The sequence below is a fragment of the Paucibacter sp. TC2R-5 genome, assembly GCF_025717605.1.
In the GTDB taxonomy this organism is placed as follows: Bacteria; Pseudomonadota; Gammaproteobacteria; order Burkholderiales; family Burkholderiaceae_C; genus Paucibacter_A; species Paucibacter_A albus.
This window is the reverse complement of the sequence record NZ_JAJIRQ010000003.1, coordinates 229,226-250,895: the sequence shown is the minus strand read 5'-3', so window position 1 is coordinate 250,895 and position 21,670 is coordinate 229,226. Positions and strand designations below refer to the sequence as shown.

Annotated in this window: 21 protein-coding genes; 11 read left to right on the top strand and 10 right to left on the bottom strand. The window is 63.4% G+C overall.

The features are described 5' to 3' along the window. The first annotated feature begins 1 nt into the window (after position 1). Together LNV08_RS08115 and LNV08_RS08110 are read left to right on the top strand one after the other, a co-directional pair. The gene (locus tag LNV08_RS08115; protein WP_263533191.1) at positions 2 to 1,060 is read left to right on the top strand and encodes an AI-2E family transporter; all 1,059 of its coding nucleotides are present in this window, start codon (positions 2 to 4) and stop codon (positions 1,058 to 1,060) included. Positions 1,061 to 1,088: 28 nt separating this feature from the next. Then, a complete protein-coding gene (locus tag LNV08_RS08110; RefSeq protein ID WP_263533190.1) occupies positions 1,089 to 1,982 on the top strand; it encodes a YihY/virulence factor BrkB family protein in 894 nt (297 codons plus the stop codon). A gap of 26 nt (positions 1,983 to 2,008) precedes the next feature. Here LNV08_RS08110 and LNV08_RS08105 read toward each other — a convergent pair whose 3' ends face one another. Further along, the gene (locus LNV08_RS08105; protein WP_263533189.1) at positions 2,009 to 3,532 is read right to left on the bottom strand and encodes a DNA-3-methyladenine glycosylase 2 family protein; all 1,524 of its coding nucleotides are present in this window, start codon (positions 3,530 to 3,532) and stop codon (positions 2,009 to 2,011) included. A gap of 171 nt (positions 3,533 to 3,703) precedes the next feature. Between LNV08_RS08105 and LNV08_RS08100 the strand changes: the two genes are divergently transcribed. Further along, positions 3,704 to 4,543: an isocitrate lyase/PEP mutase family protein gene (locus tag LNV08_RS08100; RefSeq protein WP_263533188.1), complete on the top strand. Its 840-nt coding sequence runs from the start codon at positions 3,704 to 3,706 to the stop codon at positions 4,541 to 4,543. 6 nt (positions 4,544 to 4,549) lie between these two features. Here LNV08_RS08100 and LNV08_RS08095 read toward each other — a convergent pair whose 3' ends face one another. Beyond that, positions 4,550 to 5,149 (bottom strand): superoxide dismutase family protein, encoded by a 600-nt coding sequence (locus LNV08_RS08095; protein WP_263533187.1) that lies wholly within the window; start codon positions 5,147 to 5,149, stop codon positions 4,550 to 4,552. 136 nt (positions 5,150 to 5,285) lie between these two features. On the opposite strand from LNV08_RS08095, the gene LNV08_RS08090 reads away from it, so the two are divergent. Beyond that, positions 5,286 to 5,882: a GNAT family N-acetyltransferase gene (locus tag LNV08_RS08090; protein ID WP_263533186.1), complete on the top strand. Its 597-nt coding sequence runs from the start codon at positions 5,286 to 5,288 to the stop codon at positions 5,880 to 5,882. Here the strand turns inward: LNV08_RS08090 and LNV08_RS08085 are convergent. The 6 genes from LNV08_RS08085 to LNV08_RS08060 all read right to left on the bottom strand — a co-directional run bounded on the left by LNV08_RS08085 (position 5,815) and on the right by LNV08_RS08060 (position 12,797). After that, the gene (locus LNV08_RS08085; protein WP_263533185.1) at positions 5,815 to 7,017 is read right to left on the bottom strand and encodes a patatin-like phospholipase family protein; all 1,203 of its coding nucleotides are present in this window, start codon (positions 7,015 to 7,017) and stop codon (positions 5,815 to 5,817) included. The two genes, LNV08_RS08090 and LNV08_RS08085, sit on opposite strands and share 68 nt — an antisense overlap. 22 nt (positions 7,018 to 7,039) lie before the next feature. After that, positions 7,040 to 8,278, bottom strand: coding sequence for a DUF2252 domain-containing protein (locus LNV08_RS08080; protein ID WP_263533184.1), 1,239 nt, complete (start codon positions 8,276 to 8,278; stop codon positions 7,040 to 7,042). Between the two features lie 102 nt (positions 8,279 to 8,380). Then, on the bottom strand, positions 8,381 to 8,710 hold the full coding sequence (locus LNV08_RS08075) for a hypothetical protein (protein ID WP_263533183.1): 330 nt from the start codon (positions 8,708 to 8,710) through the stop codon (positions 8,381 to 8,383). Between the two features lie 48 nt (positions 8,711 to 8,758). Next, positions 8,759 to 10,102, bottom strand: coding sequence for a phenylacetate--CoA ligase family protein (locus tag LNV08_RS08070; RefSeq protein ID WP_263533182.1), 1,344 nt, complete (start codon positions 10,100 to 10,102; stop codon positions 8,759 to 8,761). Continuing rightward, on the bottom strand, positions 10,077 to 11,849 hold the full coding sequence (locus LNV08_RS08065; RefSeq protein WP_263533181.1) for a PHA/PHB synthase family protein: 1,773 nt from the start codon (positions 11,847 to 11,849) through the stop codon (positions 10,077 to 10,079). Before LNV08_RS08065 ends, LNV08_RS08070 begins: the two co-directional genes overlap by 26 nt. An 84-nt stretch (positions 11,850 to 11,933) precedes the next feature. Beyond that, positions 11,934 to 12,797 carry an HDOD domain-containing protein gene (locus LNV08_RS08060; protein ID WP_263533180.1) on the bottom strand — a complete coding sequence of 288 codons (864 nt, stop codon included), beginning with the start codon at positions 12,795 to 12,797 and terminating at the stop codon, positions 11,934 to 11,936. 134 nt (positions 12,798 to 12,931) lie between these two features. On the opposite strand from LNV08_RS08060, the gene LNV08_RS08055 reads away from it, so the two are divergent. The 3 genes from LNV08_RS08055 (at position 12,932) to LNV08_RS08045 (ending at position 16,176) form a co-directional block, all read left to right on the top strand. Continuing rightward, positions 12,932 to 13,621, top strand: coding sequence for a transglutaminase-like cysteine peptidase (locus tag LNV08_RS08055; RefSeq protein WP_263533179.1), 690 nt, complete (start codon positions 12,932 to 12,934; stop codon positions 13,619 to 13,621). A gap of 31 nt (positions 13,622 to 13,652) precedes the next feature. After that, a complete protein-coding gene (locus LNV08_RS08050) occupies positions 13,653 to 15,572 on the top strand; it encodes a LapD/MoxY N-terminal periplasmic domain-containing protein (RefSeq protein ID WP_263533178.1) in 1,920 nt (639 codons plus the stop codon). A gap of 70 nt (positions 15,573 to 15,642) precedes the next feature. Further along, complete coding sequence (locus tag LNV08_RS08045; protein ID WP_263533177.1) at positions 15,643 to 16,176, top strand: hypothetical protein; 534 nt, start codon at positions 15,643 to 15,645, stop codon at positions 16,174 to 16,176. Positions 16,177 to 16,188: 12 nt separating this feature from the next. Here the strand turns inward: LNV08_RS08045 and LNV08_RS08040 are convergent, their stop codons facing one another. After that, positions 16,189 to 16,737, bottom strand: a complete 549-nt coding sequence (locus tag LNV08_RS08040) for an NUDIX hydrolase (protein ID WP_263533176.1) — start codon at positions 16,735 to 16,737, stop codon at positions 16,189 to 16,191. 52 nt (positions 16,738 to 16,789) lie between these two features. Here LNV08_RS08040 and maiA point away from each other — a divergent pair, with 52 nt between their 5' ends. Together maiA and pgeF are read left to right on the top strand one after the other, a co-directional pair. Continuing rightward, a complete protein-coding gene (gene maiA / locus LNV08_RS08035) occupies positions 16,790 to 17,422 on the top strand; it encodes a maleylacetoacetate isomerase (RefSeq protein WP_263533175.1) in 633 nt (210 codons plus the stop codon). Between the two features lie 76 nt (positions 17,423 to 17,498). Beyond that, positions 17,499 to 18,218 carry a peptidoglycan editing factor PgeF gene (gene pgeF, locus LNV08_RS08030; protein ID WP_263533174.1) on the top strand — a complete coding sequence of 240 codons (720 nt, stop codon included), beginning with the start codon at positions 17,499 to 17,501 and terminating at the stop codon, positions 18,216 to 18,218. Here the strand turns inward: pgeF and LNV08_RS08025 are convergent. After that, positions 18,150 to 18,449: a hypothetical protein gene (locus LNV08_RS08025; protein ID WP_263533173.1), complete on the bottom strand. Its 300-nt coding sequence runs from the start codon at positions 18,447 to 18,449 to the stop codon at positions 18,150 to 18,152. The genes pgeF and LNV08_RS08025 overlap by 69 nt on opposite strands. A gap of 114 nt (positions 18,450 to 18,563) precedes the next feature. Here LNV08_RS08025 and phaC point away from each other — a divergent pair, with 114 nt between their 5' ends. Continuing rightward, positions 18,564 to 20,306 (top strand): class I poly(R)-hydroxyalkanoic acid synthase, encoded by a 1,743-nt coding sequence (phaC, locus tag LNV08_RS08020; RefSeq protein WP_414858700.1) that lies wholly within the window; start codon positions 18,564 to 18,566, stop codon positions 20,304 to 20,306. Positions 20,307 to 20,415: 109 nt separating this feature from the next. Then, positions 20,416 to 21,594: an acetyl-CoA C-acetyltransferase gene (locus LNV08_RS08015; RefSeq protein ID WP_263533172.1), complete on the top strand. Its 1,179-nt coding sequence runs from the start codon at positions 20,416 to 20,418 to the stop codon at positions 21,592 to 21,594. Positions 21,595 to 21,670: the final 76 nt, after the last annotated feature.

Below are 21,670 nucleotides of genomic sequence, written 5' to 3'. Positions count from 1 at the left end.
CATGGTCAACGAGCCTCTCAACCGACTTCGCAATGTCGTCTACAGCAGCATCCTCTTGCTGATAGGCGGCTGGTTGCTGGTGATTGGCAAGAAGACCTTGATTCCGGTGGTGGCCGGGGCAGCTGTTGTCTATGTGTTTGTCGGTCTGACGCATTCCTTGCGGCGCCTGTCCTGGCGCGGCCATCTCTTGCCGCTGCGGCTCAGCTATGTGCTGGCTTTGGCCTGTATTGGCCTGGCGCTGTCCTTCATTTTCTATTTGGTCGCCGCCAATTTCGAGCAGATATTGCTGCGGGCGCCGGCCTATCAGCAGGCACTTTTGGTCGGTATTCAAAAACTGGCCGTGTTGATGGGCATTGAAAACGAGCCGACCTGGACCACGCTGCGGCAAGATTTTTTTGCGCAGATCAATTTTCAGAGCTTGCTGGGCTCGATGGTGGTCTCGGTCTCGTCCCTGCTGTGGGCCATCGTGGTGGTGATGCTTTACGCGACGTTTTTATTGGTGGAGATGCGCTCCTTCCCGGCTAAGGTGGATGCCATCATGAACAGCCAGGGCGGGGCCGAGCGTGCGCGCCAGATTGGCCAGCGCATCAATGGGCGCATTGGTGCTTACCTGTCACTCAAGGCGATTTTGAGCGTGCTGCTGGCCGGCTTGAGCTGGGCCATCATGGCGCAATACGGCTTGGAGTTCGCGCCCTTTTGGGCTTTGCTGATCGGCCTGCTCAACTTCATCCCTTATATCGGCTCCTTCCTCGGGGTCTTGCTGCCGCTGGCCATGGGCATTGCGCAGTTTCAGGACCCCAGCATCATCGTGCCGATGATGCTGGGCTTGAGCTTGGTGCAGTTTGTAATTGGCAATTTTCTGGACCCCTACATGATGGGTAACTCGCTCAATCTGAGCCCGCTGGCGATTCTGATCAGCCTGGCCGTTTGGTCTGAGCTGTGGGGTGTTGCTGGCGCGTTTTTGGCCGTGCCCATCACCGCCGTGATCGCCATCATCTGCTCCGAGTTCAGCAGCACCCGCCCGGTGGCGGTCTTGCTGTCTCAGAACGGTAGGCTTTAAGTGTCAAGAACTGGGCGAGAGTCAGCGCATGCGGCATAAATTGAGGCAAATTGGCGGCTTGCTGCGCGCGGCGGCGCTGAATTGGGTGCGTGACTATGCGCAGAGCATGGGCGCGGCCTTGGCGTTTTACACGATCTTCTCGATCGCTCCGCTGCTGCTGATCGTGATTTCGCTGGCCGGCCTGGTGTTTGGTGAAGAAGCCGCACGCGGTGAAATCTACGACCAGTTGCAGGCCTTGCTCGGGTCCCCCGGCGCGATCGCCGTGCAGGATTTGATCGAAAGCGCGGGCCGCCCGAGTGAGAGTTTGATGACGGCCGGCTTTGGCCTGTTGTTCTTGTTCATCGGTGCCACCTCGGTGTTCACCGAGCTGCAAGACGCCCTCAACCGTATCTGGCGGGCGCCGCAGAAAGAAAAGGTATCGGGCCTGTGGGCCCTGCTGCGCGCGCGGCTGCTGTCCTTCGGCATGATTTTGGGCATAGGCTTTTTGCTGATTGTGTCGCTCGCCTTCAGCGCCGGCCTGGCCGCTTTGAGCCGCTGGTGGGACCCGAGTTCGGTCGGTTGGTTGACCTTGGCGCGGGTCAGCGAGTTGACCCTGGGCCTGGGCGCTTCGACGCTGATTTTTGCGCTGATTTACAAGTCCATGCCGCGCGCCCAGGTGCAGTGGGCCGATGTCTGGGTCGGTGCTTTGGTGACCTCACTGCTGTTTGCCGCGGGCAAAAGCCTGATCGGCAGCTATATCGGCCACAGCGGCGTATCCACAGCGTTTGGTGCGGCCGCTTCGCTGATCGTCGTACTCTTGTATGTCTATTATTCGGCGCAGATTTTTCTGTTCGGCGCCGAATTTACCTGGGTCTACGCCCACCGGTTTGGCTCGCGCCGAGGCCATGTGTTGACGCCTGATGGCAGCGTGGAGCCGCCTTGATACCTGCCCTTGATCGGGGCTGTTGATCAAGCGGCGTCCATCCCCAGTGGGGTCTCGACCGCTGCTTCGCTCGTCAATGACTGCCACAGATGCTGCGCCGCATAGGCGCGCCAAGGCCGCCAGGCCAATGCCCGCTCGCTCAGCTGTTTAGCGCTGGGCCGGCTGCCCTCCAGGCGCGCTATCGCTTGCATCAGGCCGACATCACCCGCCGGGAATGCATCCGGCTCGCGCTGCTGGCGGATCGCAATGTATTGCGCCGTCCAGTCGCCGATGCCGGCTAGCGCCAGCAGCTTGGCCAAGCTCTCGTCAAGGCTGGCGCCGGCATCAAGCAGTTGGGGCGTGGTGAGCAGGGCGCTGGCCACGCCTGACAGGGTCGCCGCTCTGGTTCTGGGCATGCCCAGCGTGCTCAAGTCGGCTGCTGCGATCCGCTCCGGGCTTGGGAAGGTGTAGCTCAAGCCGAGCTGATTGGCTGTGATGTCCAGCAAGGGCTCGCCGTATTGCCGAACCATATTGCCGGCCAGTTTGATCGCCGCGCCGACGGTGATTTGCTGGCCCAGCACCGCACGCATGGCCAGCTCGAAACCGTCCCAGTTTCCCGGCACCCGCAGACCCGGTCTTGCCGCGGTCAGTGCCGCCATCAAGGGGCAGGCGGCCGATAGCTGCGCCTGTATCACGGCCGGATCGGCCGCCAGATCGAACATGCGGCGCAGGCGCGCAATGATGGCGGGCAGGGCGGCCAGATTGGGGAAGCGCACCACTACACGCAATGCCTTGCTTTGCGCGGCATGGCTGATGGCGACGCTGCCCTGCACGCCATTGAGGCTGATGCTGCGCGTATAGGTATCGGCTTGCACTGTCTCCATGCCGGGGATGGCGCGGGCGGCCAAGAAGCCCAGCATTGCCGGCCAGTCATAGGGCGGACGGTAGCGCAATAAGAGACTCACCTCGCCTTGCGGGCCGGCCGAGCAATCGGGCGCCGAGCCATGCCGCAGCGCGCTCGGCGGGCGTGCGAACATCTGCTGAAATACCTCGTTAAAACGGCGAATGCTGCCAAAACCGGCGGCAAACGCGACCTCGGTCAGCGGCAGGCGGGTTTCGTGAATCAGCTGCTTGGCCAGCAGCACCCGCCTGGTCTGCGCGACCGCATTGGGCGCCGCGCCGACATGCTCGGCAAACAAGCGGCGCAACTGGCGCTCGCCCACGCCGAGCTTGTTGCACAGGCTGGCCAGATCGGCGCTGTCCAACTCGCCCGCCTCGATCAAGGCGAGCGCGCGCGTCACGGTATGCGAGACACCGCTGTTGGAGACGCCGCGCCAAGCGCCCGAGTCCGGTGCTGCTTCGGGGCGGCAGCGCAAGCAGGGCCGAAAGCCCGACTCTTGCGCGGCTGCGGCGCTGGGCATGAAAACCACGTTTTCGGACTTGGGTGTGCGCGCCGGGCAGATCGGTCGGCAGTAGATGCCAGTGGTTTTGACGGCGATGAAAAAGCGCCCGTCAAAGCGGGCGTCGCGGCTGGCCAAGGCGCGGTAGCAGTTGTCGTGATCCAAATTCATGGCCGCGATCGTCCGAGTTTCGCCCCGGGCTGTCTAGCGGTTTTCGGACCTGGCCATTCGGGCTGAGGCACCCTTTAGCAAAAATGCCGACGGCCGAAAAGCGCCAGTCTGGGTGATGAGGTCTGGGCAAGATGCAGGGCTTCTCTTTTTGCCGCTCATTTCCTTTCCATCATGACCACTCAATTTCAACTCGCCGAGCAGTTCCGCCAACTCAATCAGCAAGGTCAGCTACTGCTGCCCAATGCCTGGGACTGCGCCAGCGCCAGGGTTTTTGCCGCCGAGGGCTTTGCGGCCATCGGCACGACCAGCGCCGGCATCGCTTACGCACGCGGTTTTCAGGATGCCGAGTTGATCGGACGCGACGCGATGCTGCGCGAGGTCGGGACAATAGCGGCCTGCGTCAAGGTCCCGGTCAACGCGGATATCGAAGCCGGCTATGGTGCCGCGCCGAGCGATGTCGCGCAGACCGTGTTGGCCAGCATTGCCGCCGGCGCGGTGGGCGTCAATCTGGAAGACCGCCAGCATGGTCAGGAGAGCGCCGTCTTGTTTGCCCTTGAAGATCAGGCGGCTCGCTTGAGCGCGGCGCGGGTGGCCGCGAGCCAAGCCGGTTTGCCGCTTTGGATCAATGCGCGCACCGACACTTTCCTGCTCGGCCTGGGCGTCGACGCGGAAGACCGTTTCGCCCAGACGGTGGCGCGTGCCAACAGCTATTTGGCGGCCGGCGCAGACATGGTGTTTGTGCCCGGTCTGGCGGACTTGGACATGATCCGGCGACTCTGCGCGGCGGTGCGTGGCCCGGTCAACCTGATGGCCATGCCGGGCGCACCGTCGGCGCCGGAATTGTTCGCGGCCGGCGCGCGCAGGGTCAGTCTAGGCCTGTGCCCGATGTTGGCCGTGATGGGCACGGTGCGAGACATCGCGCAGGAAGCCAAGGCCAGCGGCACTTGGCAACACATGACGCGCAGCTTCTACGGCTTTGCCGAGGCCGAGGCGCTGTTCTCGGCCGAGTAAATCAGGTCAGTGGGCGGCAATCACGCCGCAGGCAATCCGCGCGCCCGAATTGCCGGTTGGCTGGGTGGCGTAGTCATCCGGGGCAATGTGCACGATCACGCTGCGCCCGTTGATGCTGGCCGGGCCGGCGGCCACGGTGGGCCCGTGCAACATGAACTTCTGATCAACGAAGCCGTTGGCGTCGGCCTTCAAGGCGGGCATATCGCCGGCATGGTGATCAGCAGTTTGGGGACCATGCGGTTTGCCGTCGGGATTGAAGTGGCCGCCGGCGCTGGTGCCATCGGTGCTGGCGCAATCGCCTTTTTCATGCAGATGGAAGCCATGCTCGGCATTGGCTTTGAGTCCGCTGAGCTTGGCGTGCACCATCACATGGCCGTCTTTTTCATGGAACATCACCATGCCGCGCACATTATTGCCCTGGGTGGGCGTCAGCGAGGCCATGGCCATGCCGGCCATGCTGCCCGTCCCCATCCCCATGCCCATACCTTTTCCTGCAGCGTCGCCGGACGGGTGATCCGCGTGGCCGGTGACGGGCGCTGCGCAAGCGCTCAAGGCCAGCGCAGCGGACAAGACGAGCAATCGAAACGGCGTGTTGAAAGTGTTCATTCGATGATCCCTTTGGGTTGATACATGGGTGCCTGCTTGAGCGGATGCTTGGGCGGAAAGCTCGAAACCAAGATGAGACATAGTCTCAGCAAACTTTTGGCTGCTGTCTCAAGCCTCTTTAGACTACCCGAAAAACATGACGAAGACCAAGGTGACACAGGAGACCATGCGCATGACTGTTTTGACGACCGCCCGTTTGCGGCTGGAGCCCATCTGTGACGAGCATTTGGCCGGCTTGTTCGAGCTCAACTCGGACCCTGAGGTGATGCGTTACATCACCGGCAAGCCCGATACCCTCGAAGACACGCAGGCCATGATCACTCGCTGCAAAGCGCGCTGGGCCGAATGGGGCTACTCCTGGTGGGCTTGTATTGAGTCGGCCAGCGGCGCTCTGATCGGTGCCGGCGCGATTCAGCATCTGGGGCATGACGCGGTCAATCCGCTCGAGATTGGCTGGCGTTTTCGCAAGGATAAATGGCGTCAAGGCTTTGCTTCCGAGGCTGCGCGCTGCATGGCCGGCTTTGCCTTCGACACGCTCAAGCCGCCTTGTTTGCTGGCCGTATGCCACCCGGATAATCTCGGCTCGGCGCGCGTGATGCAGGGCTTGGGCATGCGCTACCGGGGCCAAGAGCCCTGGTACAAGATGGACTGTGCGGTTTACGAGATCAGCGCCGAGCAGTGGCGGGCACAGGCTGCGGCTCAGCCTTCTTCTCCCCCGCAGCCTCAGCCGTGAGGTCATAGACATGCACGCCATGCTCGCTGCGCTCGCGCGCTAACCAGCGCGGCGAGTGCAAGGTGCTGTTCATATCGGCAAGCCCGGCCTCCCAATGCTCCTTCATGGACAGGCGTGAGAACTCGAAGTCTTTGGACTGGGTTTCGTAATGCTTGCTGCGGTAGATCAGGTGCACCACATCGACCGAGCCATCACAGCGTAAATCGGCCAGGGCGCGCACATCGGGGTCGGCTTGCAGATGGGCGGGAAGTTTGGCGATCAAGCGCCGTGCGGTCTGAGCAATGAGCTGCCGATCCAGCTCCATGCTGGTGTTCAAGCGGGTGCGGCTGGAGAAGCGAATGTCTTTTTCGCGTTCGGTCACCTCGCCCAAATTGGCGGGGTAGGCGCCGCGCGCCGAGAATAAATCGACCTGGAACACGGTGCGCGGGCCGCTGGCGGCTTGATCCAGCACATATTGCAGCGGCGTGTTGGACACTAGGCCGCCGTCCCAGTAATGCTCACCGTCGATTTCCACGGGCGCAAAGCCTGGCGGCAGGGCGCCGCTGGCCATGATGTGGCGCGCGTCCAGGCGCTGCTGGTGCGAGTCGAAATAGGCAAAGTTGCCGCTGCGCACATTGACGGCGCCGACCGACAAACGCATCGGCCCGTCATTGATGCGATCAAAGTCGACCAAGCGCTCCAGGGTTGCGCGCAAGGGCGTGGTGTCGTAATAGCTGATGGCAGCAAGGCTGCCGGGCGCCTGCCAGGGCGCGGGCGGAAAGCGTGGTCTGAAAAACCCCGGCACGCCGAACATCATCACCTGGGTCGCGCTGGCCTCGTTGAGGTTCTCGCGCGCCTTGGCAATGGCCTGGCCCACAAAGCCCGGCACCGGCAGGGCCGAGCTCAATAAGTCCCAAAACTCGCGCAGGCGCGGCACCCGCAACTCGGCCGGGTTGCCGGCAATCAGCGCTGCATTGATCGCGCCGATCGAGATGCCCGCGACCCAGGACAGTTCGGCTTCACATTGCTGCAGCGCCTCATAGACGCCGGCCTGATAGGCGCCCAGAGCCCCGCCGCCTTGCAAGACCAAAATGCTTTCACCGACTTCACCAACTTCACCGGGCTGCTGGCTTGGCGTTCTGCTTGTGTTTGTCATAGAGAGTCCGTGGAGTGCCGATTCAGGCCGCAAAAGCGCCGCTGTCATAGGCTTTGTTGAAGGCTGCGGCATCCGCCCTGAGCTGCTCGGTGCATGCCTGGGTGGCGCGCATGAGCTGGGGCTGCCATTGGCTTTGCGCGTGGCCAAATTCGATCAAGGCATCGGCCGGGCAGGCGCCGCGCCTGCCCGAGCTGCGCAGCTGCGCCCAGGCCAGCAACTCAGCCATTGAGGCCATCATCTGGGCCAGCTTCTTCGCCAGCTCGCCTGGCTTGAAGGACTCGGCCGCGATGGCGATGCGGTCCTCGCTGGGCTGCAGATCGCGCAGCACAAAGGGCTGACCCTGCATCTGCACGGTTTGCAAAAACGCCGGGCTTAGCGCCTGCATGCTGCGCTGGGTGGCGACGATGCGCTCGGCTTCGCTGGGCCAGGCCGGCTGCGGCCCGCGCCCCTGCAAATGGGGCATGAGGCTCGATGGCATGGCCAGCTTGAGGTCGAGCAGATAGTTTTCGTCCGGCCCACCCTTGCCGGCCACCAGCAGCACATAACGCGGCAGACCCAGGCTGCCGGTGCCGGCGATGCGCCGCCCGACATCCAAGACCTCAAAGAAGTCGGGCTTGGCCTGGGTTTTTGCAAACGCCTGCATCAAAGCCTCCACCTCGGCGCGTTCGGCCTCGCTGGCGGCCAGGGCTTTTTTGCCGTCGAGTTTGAGGCGGCGCTGCTTGTCGTCGAGGCGCGTGCGGTTGTTCAAAAACGCCGCGCGCTTGCGCCCCTGCAAGTCGCTCAGCAAGGTGTGCACTGGGCCGCTGGCCGTTTCGCGCTCTATCCACAGGGCGCGGCCCTCACGCAAGGCGCCGGCATAGCGATCCACAAAGACCTGGCTCAGCGCGGCCAGCTCGTTCTCGCTGAGCTGCAACCCTTGCGCACCCACCTGAAGACTGGTCAGCAAGCGCAGCGCATCCCAGCTGCAGGGCGCCAAGGCGGCCTCGTCGAAGTCATTGATGTCGAAGTAGACCAGGCGGTTTTCGCCCTTGAAGCTGCCGAAGTTCTCGATATGCAGATCGCCGCAGGCCCAAGCTTGGGGGATGTCGGCCTTGCCGCCCAAGAGCAGCGCTTCGCCGGGCAGCTGGGCAAAAAAAAGATGGCAGCTGCCACGCAGAAAGGCGAAGTCCGAGGCGCGCATGCGCCGGTACTTCATTTGCAGGCGCTCCGGGTCGCGCCCCGCGTTGTAAAGGCTGATCTCTTCTATGACGTCCAAAGCCATCTGGGCCACTCCTGTGCTGCTGTAATTCTTGGCTGGCAAGCATAGTGGATGGCCTTGTGCTGCTGCCCTCGGCTGTCTTGGTTTGAAAGGCCGATGGCAGGTCTATTTGGCGCCCTCGCTGAGCCAGCGCACCAGCAGCTCGGCCGCCTCGGGACTGAGCCGCTCGTGCGCCGCGATCGGATGCAGCGCCGAGCCTGCGCGCAGCTTTTGCGCCCGTTTTTTCAGCGCTTCATCGTCGCCGCGCGCCTTGGCGGCATGTTCGGCCAGGCTGGCCATGGACGGTGCGGTTTGGAGCTTTGGGCTGCCGTGACAGTTGTAGCAGCCCATATCGGCCGCCATTTGTTGACTCGCGGATGCTGGCTGTGTCAACAGGCACAGCGCGGCCGCCAGACCTGACAAGCACGTGGAGGTGACGAGCAGATTTTTATTCATGAGGGGTGAAGCCGGTGGGTGGGTGGCTGAGCGCTCAGTGCTGAGTGCTCAGGGCATGGCCAAAATGCGTTTTTGCTTGCCGCTGCGCCCGCGCTTGAAGGCCTGGCCGCTGCAGATGCTCAAGGATATGTCGGAACAGCCCTGCGCCAGCAAAAACCGATGCAGCACGCGGCGGCAATGTTCGCGAGCCGACCGGCTGTGGTCGGCCGTGGCACCCAGTTGCAGGCGCAGCGCCGCGGGGTCGAGCTGCTGCAGCTGGAAGTCGAACAGTCCGGCTTCGTCCTCCAGCACCGTCGTCAAAGCCAGCGGCAGCAGTGCCAAGCGGCCGCCGCTGCGATCAGACAGATAGAGCATGTCGTCTCGCCGACCCTGCACTTGCAGCACCGGCAGGGCCGAGCCACAGGCGCAGCGCTCTGCGGCCACGGTGATGCTGTCGCCGATGTCATAGCGGATCAGCGGCTGCACATGATTGGCCAGATTCGTCAGCAAGCTGGTGTGCGAGCATTGGCCCAAGGGTGTGGGGCGGTATTGCGCATCGACCGGCTCCAGAATCACCCAGTCGGCGTTGAGATGCAGATGGCCTTGCTCACATTCCCAGGCCAGTGGCAAGAACTCCGATGCGCCGTAGCTGTTGCGCAGCGCGCAGCCGAAGGCGCACTCGATGCGCTTGCGCATGGCGGCGCTGAGAGTTTCGCCGCCGGTCCAGATTTCTTGTGGACTGCAGTGCAGGGCGCCACGCTCGAATTCCTCTGCCAGCAGCAACGCTGCGGTCGGATAGGTCGCGATGATGCTTGGCGCGAAGACGTCCAGCTGGGCGATCAAGGCGGGCGTGGGCTGCAGGATGGAGAAGCTGCGCCACTGGCGCGTCATCCAGGGTTGGGCGCGGCGCAGGCGCTCCACCGAGACATGGCTGGCGAAATGACCACCTGAGTTGCCACTCAAAGCCCCCACGAACGCAAAGCGCTCGCTCAGGTAAAGCGGGTCCCACAAGCGCGCCCAGGGTCTTGGTGAAGACCGTCGCGTGCCCTCCAGGTTCTCATACACGGCCATCGCCGCCTCGTCCTGCACATAGACGCCGGGCTGGCCGCTGCTGCCCGAGCTTTCCCAGACGGTGTAGCGGCCGAGGTAGCGCTCGGCAACGCGCCCCGGGTCGCGGCACAGCGCTTGCAACTCCGTGAGCTTGAGCAGCGGGTCGCTGACATGCTGCTCGAATGCTTGCATCAGCCCGGCTTTGCTGATGACAGGCAGCTCTTGCAGCTTCAGCTGCGTCAGATCGCGGCCCTGCAGCAGCGGGCGGTAAAAAGGCGTTGCCTGTGCTGCCCGCAGCAAGGCCTGCAGGCGCTGGCTTTGCTGCTGGGCAATGCGCTCAGTCTGAATAGCACTGGCGTACATAGTCGCCCGGCGCTGCGCCCAGCAGCATGGTCTTCGGCGGGGCCTTGGGGCTGGCCGGGGCTGAAGATCGGGCGGCCAGCCATACATGCCAAGCCAGCCACCATGAGCCGCTGGTGGATTCCAAGCCCTGGCCCCATTCCTGTTGCGGCACCCAGGCGCCGTGACGCGGGCGGGTATCGATCTTGTAGCGGCGTCCGGCATGGCCCGGCTCGGAGATGATGCCGGCGTTGTGGCCGCCGCTGGTCAAGACAAAGGTGATTTCGGCCTCGCACAAATGGTGCAGCTTGTAAACCGACGCCCAAGGCGAGACATGATCCCGCTCGGTGCCGACCAGAAAGATCGGCGCTTCGATGTCACCCAGCGACACGCTGCGACCGTCCACCCGGTAGCTGCTGGTGGCCAGCGCGTTGTGCAGGTAGAGCGCGCTGAGGTACTCATGGTGCATGCGGGCCGGCATGCGGGTGGTGTCGGCATTCCAGTCCATCAAATCGCTGTGGGGCTCGCGTTCACCCATCAGGTACTCGCGCATGCGGCGGGTCCAGACCAGATCTTGGGAATGCAAAAACTGGAAGGAGCCGGCCATTTGCTCGCCGGTCAAATAGCCCTTGCCGCGGGTGATTTCGTCGACGTAGCCGATCTGGCTCTCATCGATGAACAGACCCAGCTCGCCCGGCTCGGAGAAGTCGGTCTGCGCCGCCAGCAGCGTCAGCGAGCACAGCGGGGGCAAGAGATCGGCCCCGGCAACTTGGGCGTCGCCGCGCCGCGCCAGGGCGGCCGCCGCGATGGCGAGCAAGGTGCCGCCCAAGCAGTAACCCATGGCATGGACGGGTCTGGCCTTGCCGTGAATCTGCGCTATGGCCCGCAGCGCCTCGAAGACGCCCAGGCGCAGATAGTCACTCATGCTCAGATCATGGTCGCTGGCGTCCGGGTTGCGCCAGGACAGCATATAGACCTGATGGCCCTGCTCGACCAGAAAGCGCACCATCGAGTTGTGCGGCGACAGGTCGAGGATGTAGTACTTCATGATCCACGACGGCACGATCAGCAGCGGCTCCGGGTGGACCTGTTTGGTCTGCGGGCTGTAGCGGATCAGCTCAACCAGGTGGTTACGCATCACCACCTCGCCTGGCGTGATGGCGACGTCACGCCCTGGCAGATGGCGCGGCCCGGCCGCCGACCCCGCGCCGCTGATGTCCTCCATATAGTGCCGAGCACCCTGGAGCAGATGGGCACCTTGGCTGGCCACCGCATCTTGCAGCACGACCGGATTGCTCACCAGCCAGTTGGCCGGCGCCAGCATATTCAAGGCTTGCCGGGCAAAAAACTGGGTCATCTCGGCATGGTGGGCACTCATGCCTGGCATACGGCCGGCCTCCTGCCAAAAGGTCTCACTTTGCCGAAAACCGCTGCGCAAGGCGCTGAACGGCCATTGCGCCCAGGCTTGATGGCGAAAACGCGGGTCTTCGTCCGCCTCGCCAATCCCTGCGATCGGCGCATCGGCAGGCACGCTGTCTTTCAGGGTCTGGGTGGCGAGCTGCGCGCCCAAGCCCGCCAGCTCAAGCTGCCGGCCCGGCGAAACGGCCAAATGCCAGGCCCAGTCTGCGACGGCCAGAGCCAGTGCCACCGGAGACAGACCTTTTGTCAACGGCGCTGCGCTGGCATGCAGCAGTCGGTCCAAGCGCTGAGTCGCAGACTCGACGTTGCGGGCGGGAGTTGGCTGATCGAGGGGGGTGTTGAGTCGCTGCATGGCCTGAATTCTGTGGCGGCATGCAGCGCTGAACTTTGATCTAGGGCAATCGCAGCTTAGCTTGGGCGTTAGCTAGGCGGCGACCTAGGCTTCATCCAAAATAGGCCGCAGCAAATCATCCCAGTGCTCAACGTCGGCCAGGCTGGCGTTCAACCAGTCGAGCGCTTGCGGGGCATGGGCGATCCAGTCGGCGTCTTCAGGCAGGCCTTCGTGCAAACGCATCAAATGCTCGGCAATCAAGCCGGCGGCAATCAAGGTGTGGACTTCCGGCTCGACCCGGCTGTCGCCGAGCGAGAACAGGTCGTGATGCAGGCGGATGGCAGCCATCAGCTCGGGCGCCATATTCCAGGCGCGCGCCAGCAGGGCGCCGGCCACCGCGTGGTCGGTGCGGTGGTTGGCGTTCTCGGTGGCGATGTAGGAGCGGTCGACACGGGCGGCAGCTTCCACCATGGTCGAGCCATAGCCGCGCACGCATTGCAGCAAGACCGGCATGCCGACATGGCAAAACAGCCCGTAGGTATGGGCCAAATCGACCGAGATGCCGGGCAACTGGCGCGCCACAAAAGACATCGCCAGCGCACGTTTGGCCGAACGCTCCCAAAAGCGCGCCAAATGCGGGCTGTTGACCGGAATGGCGTTTTTCAGCAAAAAGCCGGTCATGATGGCGGTGGTTTCTTTGAGGCCGATGCGGGTCATGGCCTGGCCCACCGTCGTGCAAGGCATGCCGTCGGCGATGTGCACGGGGCTGTTGGCCATGCGCAGCAAAATGGCCGACATCGCCACATCGCTGGCCGCAATGCGAGCCACTTCATTCAGATCTGGTTGCTCCTGCGCCATCGCCTGCTGCAAGCGCGCCAGCAATTCGGGGCAGGGTGGAATCAAGATGGTCTTGAGCACGCCACTCTTGCGCGAACTGTCAATTTCTTGGCGTATGGATGGGATGCTCATTGATTGGCGGTGATTTAGGCGCGACTTCAGGGATGGGCCGGATGCACAGGCTGTAAAGTGCTTCGCATTATCCGCACAGTCCGCCCGGCTCCGATTGATTATTGCTCTCCACGCGAGGGCGCATCCGCTACAGCATGGCCCCGTTCACCCGCAGAGTCTTCCCGAACAAGCCGCGCTGGCTGTGTGGTGGACGGCTGCTCGGGCTATTTGCCTTGTCTGGCTCTCTCTGGCTGCTGCCTTGCGCGGCCTTGGACAACGCCCGCTTTTTGGAAGCGGCCGCCAAGTTCAACCCTCGCACCGTCGGCGAAGCACAAGCGCTGCTGCAAGCGATCGAGCGCGCCGCCGTGCTGGAGGAGCCGCAGCGGCTGACGGCGCTCAACAGCTATTTGAACCGCCGCATCGAGTTTCATGACGATATCGAGGTCTGGGGCAAGGTTGACTTCTGGGCCAGCCCCTTGGAGGCGCTGGACAAGGGGCGGGGCGACTGCGAGGACTATGCCATCGCCAAATACCTGAGCCTGATAGCGGCCGGCACGCCGGTGGCCAAGCTGCGCATGGTCTATGTGCGCGCCATGGTGGGCGGGCGATCGCTCGCACATATGGTGCTGGCCTACTATGCCGAGCCGGGGGCGGAGCCCCTGATTCTGGATAATCTGATCGGTGATGTCAGGCCGGCCTCACAGCGACCCGATCTGCAGCCGGTATTCAGTTTTAACGGCGAGGGTTTGTGGCAGGGCGTCGGGGCCACATCGGCCGGTGACCCCATGGTCAGGCTCTCACAGTGGCGCGACTTGCTGGCCAAGGCGCGCGCGGAAGGTTTTTGAACAAGATGAATACTTTTGATTGGGATTTGCCATGTCCTTGATGCGTCAAGTCTGGTTGCTGTTGCTGGGTGTGGTCTTGCTGGCGCTGGCCGGCAGTGTGGCCGTGTCCACTTATTCGACCCGGCAACTGCTGCAAACCCAGCTGCAGATCAAAAACAGCGATAACGCGGCCGCGCTGGCCCTGGCTTTGTCGCAGCAGCATGGTGATGCGGAACTGATGGAGCTGCTGATTTCGGCGCAATTCGATACCGGCTACTACCAAAGCGTGGTCTGGCGCAAGGCCGACGGCAAGCTCGCATTCGAGCGCCAGGCTGCTGCTCAGCCCAGCAAGGCGCCGGCCTGGTTTGTAGCACTGCTGCCTATCGCCGTGCAGCCCGGCGTGGCCCAGGTCTCGAATGGTTGGAACGCGATTGGCTCGGTCGAAGTGCTGTCGCATTCGGCCTACGCCCACGACGAGTTGTGGCGCAGCCTGAGCCGCATCAGCATCTTGCTCGGCGCCTTGGGCTTATTGGCCAGCATAGGGGCCTACCTGGCCCTGCACCGCATCCGCCGCCCGCTGGACAACGCCGTTGCGCAGGCGCGCGCCGTCGTCGATGGCAGCTTTCAAATCATCGAAGAGCCCCAGGTGCCCGAGCTGAAGGGCTTGACGCAGGCGATGAACGCGATGGTTTTGCGGGTCAAGAGCATGTTCGAGGCGCAGGCCGATCAGTTGCAGGTGCTGCGCGTGCAAGCGCATTGCGATCCGCTCACCGGCATGAGCTCGCGCAAGCATTTCCTGGCCGAGCTGGAGTCGGCTCTGACCCGCGATGAAGGGCCGTTGCACGCCGGCTTGGTGCTGGTTCGCTTGCGTGATCTGGCCGGCCTGAATCAGCGCCTGGGCCGCCCGGCGGTGGATCAGGCCTTGCAAACCATGGCCAAGGCGGTGATGGCCTATCCTGAGCGCGTGCGTGGTTGCTTGGCTGGCCGACTCAACGGTGCCGACTTTGCCCTGTGGCTGCCGGCCCCCGATGTAGCGGCCGAGACGGCACAGGCCTTGTCCGACGCGCTGCAGGCCAGCTTGCCGGCCTTTGGTTGCGGCATTCAACTGGCCTTGGGTGCCGTCAATTTGCCGCGCGAGTCGACCGTCGGTCGCTGGTTCGGCGAGGCCGATGCGGCGCTGGCGCGGGCCGAGAACCAGTCCGGCTTTGTGGTGGAGTCCATCAACGCCGGCAGCGCGCAGCAGCGCGCGCAGGGCGAACGCGCCTGGCGCTCACAGATCAGTGAGGCCTTGGCGGGCCGGCGCGGCAAGCTGCTGCAATACCCGGTCTTGGACCGCGAAGGTCGGGTCCTCCATCTGGAATGCCCCTTGCAATTGCAACTGGAGGAAGCGGGCGAGTTCGAGCCGGCCACACGCTGGCTGCCTTTGGCGGTGCGCAGCCGTTTGACGGCCGAGGTCGACCTGTTGGCGGTCGCGCTGGCGCTGGAGGCGATCGCCAAAGACGGTTTGCAGCGCTGCGTCAATATCGCGCCGGCTTCGCTGCTGGACGGCAACTTCGTGGCGCGTTTGCGGGATCAGGTCTTCCATGCTCCGCAGGCCGCCCGCAAGCTCGGTCTGGAGTTGGCCGAGAGCGCGGCGGTCAATCATTTTGATCTGCTCTTCGAGATGGGCCGGCAGCTGCGCCCACTCGGCGTCAAGCTTGGGCTTGAACATGCCGGCGCCGGTTTGGCCCATGTCGACCGGCTCTACCAGGCCGGTCTGGACTATGTGAAGCTGGATGTGTCGGTGGTGACCGGCGTGTCGGGCGACGCGGCCCGCGCGGCCTTTGTACGAGGCATGTTGGTGATGCTGCGCAGTTTGGCGCTGAAGGTCTATGCAGAGGGTCTGCGCGACGCGATGGATGTGCAAGCACTCTGGGATTGCGAGCTTGACGGTGTGACCGGGCCTTGGGCGACGGCACGCCTGGGGCAATAACGGTGAGCGGCAAGTACCCGCCCAAGGCCGGGCCGGGCGAGGATGGCTTTGGCCATGGGCAGCAAGAAAAATGAACCTGACCCCATTTTTTAGGATGGTGCTGCTGCTGGGTTTGCTTGTTGCTGGCAGCGCGCAGGCGGCGTCGCCGCAGCCGCCGCCGCCGATGCCGATCACGCAGTTCAATATCGTCTTGCTGCAGCCCAGCGCGGTGCTGGAGGAGCGGGTGGCCGATGTCGACGCTATGGCCGCCTACGTCAAGGCGCTGGGTGCCGCCGCAGGCGAAGCGGTGCTGGCCAGCGGTGCGCAGCAGTCGGTGGGCGGCTTTATCGTGATGGCGGTGCGGCCCGGTGGCCAGTCCCGGGTCTGGCTGGACTTTGATGCCATGTTGGATCTGGAACTGAAGCGGCAGATCACCAGCCGGCTCAAGGCAGTTCAGCCCTTCGAGGCGCACAAAGGCCCGGTTGTTTTTGCGCTGAAAGTGGCGACCTGGAGCGGCAAGGAATCTAAGCGCTTGGCGCCGGCGCCGCTGGAGTGGAAGGCCGCACGGCAAGCCGGCGCGCCGCTGGAGGTTGGGGCCTTGGTCGAGAGTCTCTGGGCGGACTGAGCCGCTGAAGCTTCAGCTGAGATCGCCGCAGTGCAACTCGAAAGGGCGGCCCAAGCGCCTGTCCTCAAAGAAATGCTTCAAGGTTTCGCGCACTGTGCGAAACGCCAGCTCGTCCCAGGGGATTTCATGTTCAGAAAAAAGCCGGGCTTCGAGCGTCTCCGGCCCGGGATTGAATTGGTCCGACAGTAGCCGGGCGCGGTAATACAGATGGATTTGCCCGACCTTGACCACATTCATCAGGCAGTAGAGCGGCTGCAACTCGATTTGCGCGCCGGCTTCTTCGTCGGTCTCTCGCAGGGCGCCTTCGGCCGCCGTTTCGCCCAACTCCAAAAATCCCGCCGGCAAGGTCCAAAAACCGTGGCGCGGCTCGATCGCACGGCGGCACAGCAGCACCTGCTCACCGTAGACGGGCAAGGTGCCCACCACATTGATCGGGTTCTCGTAGTGAATGCTGGCGCAGACCGTGCAAGTGGCACGTTCGCGGTTGTCGTCGGCCGGCACCAAGTACTCGACCGGGGCGCCGCAGCTGGGGCAATGTTTGAAGCGTCTAGGGTTCCACATGGGCCTCAGTTTAGCGGCCACAGGTGAAACACTCATGGCATCATCACGACCCATGGAACTCTTCAATTACTTTCGCTCCTCGGCTTCTTACCGCGTGCGCATTGCGCTGGCGCTCAAGGGGCTGGATTACGACTACCGCGCCGTTCATTTGGCCAAGAACGAGCAGTTCGACCCGGCCTATGTCAGCGCCTCGCTGTCCAAGCTGGTGCCGCTGCTGCGCGACGGCGACGCGCTAATCAGCCAGTCCATGGCAATCATCGAATACCTCGATGAAACCCACCCGCAGCCGCCTCTCTTGCCCGCTGATGCCCTGGGCCGTGCCCAGGTGCGCGCCTTGGCGCAGGACATCGCCTGCGAGATCCACCCGCTCAACAATCTGCGCGTGCTGCGCTACCTGAGCAAGGATTTGGGTCTGGATGAGGACAACAAGAATCGCTGGTATCGCCACTGGGTCGAGACCGGACTGGAGGTGGTCGAGCTGCGTCTGAAGGCCAGTGCCGGCCAGTTCTGCCATGGCGATACGCCCGGCTTGGCCGACTGTGTGCTGGTGCCGCAGATCTTCAATGCGCAGCGCTTTGATTGCCGGCTGAGCCATGTGCCCGAGGTGATGCGGGTGTTCGGCAATTGCATGGCGCTGGACGCTTTTGCGAAAACCCAGCCCTCGGCCTGTCCTGATGCCGAGTGAGGCGCCTTCCCTGACGGTCCACCCTGATTGGCTGCAGCCGCAGTGGTCGCAGCCCGCTAGCGGGCTGCGAGCCTTCATGAGCACGCGGGCCGGCGGTGCGAGCGTCGGGCCCTTCGAGAGCATGAATGTCGGCTTAGCGGTGCAAGACGATCCCGCGGCAGTGACGGCTAACCGCCTGCGGGTCGATCAGACCTTGGGCGCCAAGGCGGTTTTTTTGCAGCAAGTGCATGGCAGCGAGGTTGTGGTTTTGAACGCGGCCCATGCGCTACCCGATGTGTTGGATATTGCGCCCGTGCTGCGTGCCGATGCCAGCGTCAGCACCACGCCAGGGCTGGCTGTTGCGATCCAAGTGGCCGACTGCTTGCCGGTTTTGTTTGCCGCACCCGGCGGTGTGGCCGGCGCTCACGCCGGCTGGCGCGGCTTGGCTGGCGGCGTGCTGGAGCACACCTTGGCGACCCTGTGCCGCGAGGCCGGCTGCCGGCCCGGCGATGTGCAGGCCTGGTTGGGGGCTTGCATCGGGCCTGAGGCCTTCGAGGTCGGGGCCGAGGTGCTGCAGGCCTTCGCGGTGCCTGCGGTGGCAGCGTCCAGCGAATTTTTCAACTACCGGCCCAACGCCGCCGGCGAAGCGCGCTGGCGCGCCGATTTGGCCGGGCTGGCGCGGCAACGCCTGCAGCGCGTAGGACTGAGCGCCATCAGTGGCGGCACTTGGTGCACCTATAGCGAGCCCTCAAGATTCTTTTCTTACCGGCGTGATCGGGTCAGCGGCCGCATGGTCGCCGCCATCTGTTTGGTCTGAATTGGCAGCCGCCAAGGCCGCCTCGTGTTCTTGCAGCTCCGCTTGCTCTTTACGCTTGCGCGCCTTCTTGCGGTGCGGTGTGCCCATCAAGTACAAGACGATGGAGATCGGCAAGACGCCGTAGAGTATCAGCGTCACGATGGCGCCCAACACGGTGCCTTGGCTGCTGGTGGCTTCGGCCAGCGCCATCATCAAGGCCACATAGCCCCAAGCCATTGCGATCAGATACATGGTTCGTCATAAGCGGGTAAGACAAGGAGGTTACAACAAGGTCTGCGATGATGGGCTGGAATGGCTATCGCGCGATGGACATGACGCCAAACGCCTTATTGTTTGAGGAAACTTATGACCGCTAGACCCAAGTCCGGAGCGCCAGCCGGCGCCGCGACACAGCCTGAAACCCTGCCCGTGGCCGCGGCCGCCGCAGCAGCCAGCGAGGCCGCCGCCGGCTTCGGGGAAATGTGGAAGACCATAGCGGGTCTGCAGATCCCGGCCGCCTCATTGGCCGAGTTGCAAAGCAATTACCTGAACCAAGCCACCGCGCTGTGGAATGCCTCGCTGCAAAGCAGCTTAGGTACACCTGCTGCCGCGCCAAAGCCGCTGGGCGACCGCCGCTTTGCCAATCCGGCCTGGAGCGCCAACCCTGCCAGCGCCTTCATGGCGCAGCTGTATTTGCTCAATGCCAACACCTTGCAGCAAATGGCCGACAAGGTCGAGGGCGAAGACAAGGCGCGCGCGCGTGTGCGCTTCGCCGTGCAGCAGTTTGTTGACGCTGCCGCACCGAGTAACTTCTTGGCGCTGAATCCTGAGGCGCAGGCGCTGGCACTTGAGAGCAAGGGCGAGTCGCTGAGCAAGGGTATGCAACTGCTTTGGGATGATTTGCAGCGCGGCCATGTCTCGCAAACCGACGAGAGCGCCTTCGAGGTGGGTCGCAATGTCGCCACCACCGCCGGTGACGTCGTGTTCGAGAACGACTTCTTTCAGCTGATCGAATACAAGCCGCTGACCGACAAGGTGTTCGAGCGACCGCTGCTCTTCGTGCCGCCTTGCATCAACAAGTACTACATCCTCGATCTGCAACCGGACAATTCGCTGATCCGCTATGCGGTGGAGCAGGGCCATCGCTTGTTTGTGATCAGCTGGCGTAACCCGGACGCGTCCTGCGTGGCCTGGACCTGGGACGACTACATCGAGCACGCCGCCATCAAGGCGATCAGCGTGGTGCAAGAAATCAGCGGCGCCAAGACCATAGATACCCTGGGCTTTTGCGTCGGTGGCACGATTTTGTCGACCGCCTTGGGCGTGTTGGCGGCGCGCGGCGAGCAGCCGGCCGCCAGCGTCACCTTGCTGACGACCTTGATCGACTTCACCAGCAACGGCATCTTGGACATTTTCGTCGACGAGCCCTCGGTGAAAAAGCGTGAGGCCACCATAGGCCTGCAGTCGCCCAAGGGCCCTGGCCTCTTGAAAGGGCAGGAACTGGGCAGCACCTTCAGCATGTTGCGGCCGAATGATCTGGTCTGGAACTATGTGGTGGGCAACTACCTGAAGGGCGAGGCGCCGCCGGCCTTCGATCTGCTGTACTGGAACGGCGATTCGACCAATATGAGCGGGCCCATGTACTGCTGGTACTTGCGCCATACCTATTTGCAAAACGAGCTGAAGGTCCCCGGCCGCTTGACGGTCTGCGGCGAGGCGCTGGATCTGGGCAAGATCAAAGCGCCGGTCTATATCTACGGCTCGCGAGAGGATCACATCGTGCCTTGGGACGCCGCCTACCGCAGCACGCAAGTGTTCAAGGGAGAGCGGCGATATGTGCTGGGTGCCTCCGGCCATATCGCCGGCGTGATCAACCCACCGGCCAAAAAGAAACGCAGCCACTGGATCGGCAACTCGTCCGCCTTGCCGGCGGCTGCCGATGATTGGCTGGCGACGGCTACCGAGCAGCCTGGCAGCTGGTGGACCGATTGGTCCGCCTGGTTGGCGGCCCATGCCGGTGCCCTCAAGCCCGCACCCAAGGCGCCGGGCAGCCGCAAATACAAGCCGATCGAGCCCGCGCCGGGCCGCTATGTGCAGCAAAAAGTCTGATCTTTTTTCGTAACCGTTTGGAACCCGTCGTACGTGAATTTTCACCGACCCGATTGAATTAAAATCATCGGGATAACTTGTTAGTTACAGTGCAAAGAGAGTAAATCAAATGACCGACATCGTGATCGTCTCCGCGGCCCGTACCGCGATTGGCAAATTCGGCGGCACGCTCGCCAAGACCACCGCTGTGGAACTGGGCGCCACCGTCGTGCGCGACCTGCTGCGTCGCAGCGGACTCGACGGCGCGCAGATCAGCGAAGTCATCATGGGCCAGGTCTTGACGGCCGGTGCCGGTCAAAACCCCGCCCGCCAGACCGTCATCAAGGCCGGCCTGCCCAACACGGTGCCGGCGATGACGATCAACAAGGTTTGCGGCTCGGGCCTGAAGGCCGTGATGCTGGCTGCGCAATCGATTCGCGACGGCGATTCGGAAATCGTCATCGCCGGCGGCCAGGAAAGCATGAGCCTGAGCGCACATGTTTTGCCGGGTTCGCGCGACGGCCAGCGTATGGGTGACTGGAAGCTGGTTGACACCATGATTGTTGACGGCCTGTGGGATGTCTACAACCAGTACCACATGGGCATCACGGCCGAGAACGTGGCCAAGCAATACGGCATCAGCCGCGAAGCGCAAGACGCGCTGGCTTTTGGCTCGCAGCAAAAGGCCGCTGCCGCGCAAGACGCAGGCCGCTTCAAGGATGAAATCGCTGCGGTGACGATCCCGCAAAAGAAGGGCGACGCGATTGTTTTCGACGCCGACGAGTTCATCAACCGCCGCAGCACCGCCGAAGTGCTGGCCGGTTTGCGCCCCGCCTTCGACAAGGCCGGCAGTGTCACCGCCGGCAATGCCTCCGGACTCAATGACGGCGCCGCAGGACTGCTGATCATGAGCGCCGCAAAAGCCTCGGCCCTGGGTCTGACCCCGCTGGCCCGTATCGCTTCTTATGCCTCGGCCGGGCTTGACCCGTCCATCATGGGCATGGGCCCGGTGCCTGCGGCCAAAAAGGCGCTGGAGCGCGCCGGCTGGAAGGCGCAGGACCTCGACTTGTTGGAAATCAACGAAGCCTTCGCCGCACAGGCCTGCGCCGTGCATCAGGAAATGGGCTGGGATCTGAGCAAGGTCAACGTCAACGGCGGCGCGATCGCGCTGGGTCACCCGATCGGCGCGTCTGGCGCCCGCATCTTGGTGACGCTGCTGCATGAGATGCAGCGCCGGGATGCGAAGAAGGGCATTGCCTCCTTGTGCATCGGTGGCGGCATGGGCGTGGCGCTGACTGTCGAGCGTTGATTTTTTGAACTGACGATTGGCCCCACTTGACGTAACACTAGGGCCAACCCGCTTGACCCGGGCCCGCCGATGCGCG

What these genes read in the sequence shown, in the direction of transcription:
- LNV08_RS08115 (WP_263533191.1), top strand. Translation starts at nt 2, where the DNA reads ATGGTCAACGAGCCTCTCAACCGACTTCGCAATGTCGTCTACAGCAGC.
- LNV08_RS08110 (WP_263533190.1), top strand. Translation starts at nt 1,089, where the DNA reads ATGCGGCATAAATTGAGGCAAATTGGCGGCTTGCTGCGCGCGGCGGCG.
- LNV08_RS08105 (WP_263533189.1), bottom strand. Translation starts at nt 3,532, where the DNA reads ATGAATTTGGATCACGACAACTGCTACCGCGCCTTGGCCAGCCGCGAC.
- LNV08_RS08100 (WP_263533188.1), top strand. Translation starts at nt 3,704, where the DNA reads ATGACCACTCAATTTCAACTCGCCGAGCAGTTCCGCCAACTCAATCAG.
- LNV08_RS08095 (WP_263533187.1), bottom strand. Translation starts at nt 5,149, where the DNA reads ATGAACACTTTCAACACGCCGTTTCGATTGCTCGTCTTGTCCGCTGCG.
- LNV08_RS08090 (WP_263533186.1), top strand. Translation starts at nt 5,286, where the DNA reads ATGACGAAGACCAAGGTGACACAGGAGACCATGCGCATGACTGTTTTG.
- LNV08_RS08085 (WP_263533185.1), bottom strand. Translation starts at nt 7,017, where the DNA reads ATGACAAACACAAGCAGAACGCCAAGCCAGCAGCCCGGTGAAGTTGGT.
- LNV08_RS08080 (WP_263533184.1), bottom strand. Translation starts at nt 8,278, where the DNA reads ATGGCTTTGGACGTCATAGAAGAGATCAGCCTTTACAACGCGGGGCGC.
- LNV08_RS08075 (WP_263533183.1), bottom strand. Translation starts at nt 8,710, where the DNA reads ATGAATAAAAATCTGCTCGTCACCTCCACGTGCTTGTCAGGTCTGGCG.
- LNV08_RS08070 (WP_263533182.1), bottom strand. Translation starts at nt 10,102, where the DNA reads ATGTACGCCAGTGCTATTCAGACTGAGCGCATTGCCCAGCAGCAAAGC.
- LNV08_RS08065 (WP_263533181.1), bottom strand. Translation starts at nt 11,849, where the DNA reads ATGCAGCGACTCAACACCCCCCTCGATCAGCCAACTCCCGCCCGCAAC.
- LNV08_RS08060 (WP_263533180.1), bottom strand. Translation starts at nt 12,797, where the DNA reads ATGAGCATCCCATCCATACGCCAAGAAATTGACAGTTCGCGCAAGAGT.
- LNV08_RS08055 (WP_263533179.1), top strand. Translation starts at nt 12,932, where the DNA reads ATGGCCCCGTTCACCCGCAGAGTCTTCCCGAACAAGCCGCGCTGGCTG.
- LNV08_RS08050 (WP_263533178.1), top strand. Translation starts at nt 13,653, where the DNA reads ATGTCCTTGATGCGTCAAGTCTGGTTGCTGTTGCTGGGTGTGGTCTTG.
- LNV08_RS08045 (WP_263533177.1), top strand. Translation starts at nt 15,643, where the DNA reads ATGAACCTGACCCCATTTTTTAGGATGGTGCTGCTGCTGGGTTTGCTT.
- LNV08_RS08040 (WP_263533176.1), bottom strand. Translation starts at nt 16,737, where the DNA reads ATGTGGAACCCTAGACGCTTCAAACATTGCCCCAGCTGCGGCGCCCCG.
- maiA (WP_263533175.1), top strand. Translation starts at nt 16,790, where the DNA reads ATGGAACTCTTCAATTACTTTCGCTCCTCGGCTTCTTACCGCGTGCGC.
- pgeF (WP_263533174.1), top strand. Translation starts at nt 17,499, where the DNA reads ATGAGCACGCGGGCCGGCGGTGCGAGCGTCGGGCCCTTCGAGAGCATG.
- LNV08_RS08025 (WP_263533173.1), bottom strand. Translation starts at nt 18,449, where the DNA reads ATGTATCTGATCGCAATGGCTTGGGGCTATGTGGCCTTGATGATGGCG.
- phaC (WP_414858700.1), top strand. Translation starts at nt 18,564, where the DNA reads ATGACCGCTAGACCCAAGTCCGGAGCGCCAGCCGGCGCCGCGACACAG.
- LNV08_RS08015 (WP_263533172.1), top strand. Translation starts at nt 20,416, where the DNA reads ATGACCGACATCGTGATCGTCTCCGCGGCCCGTACCGCGATTGGCAAA.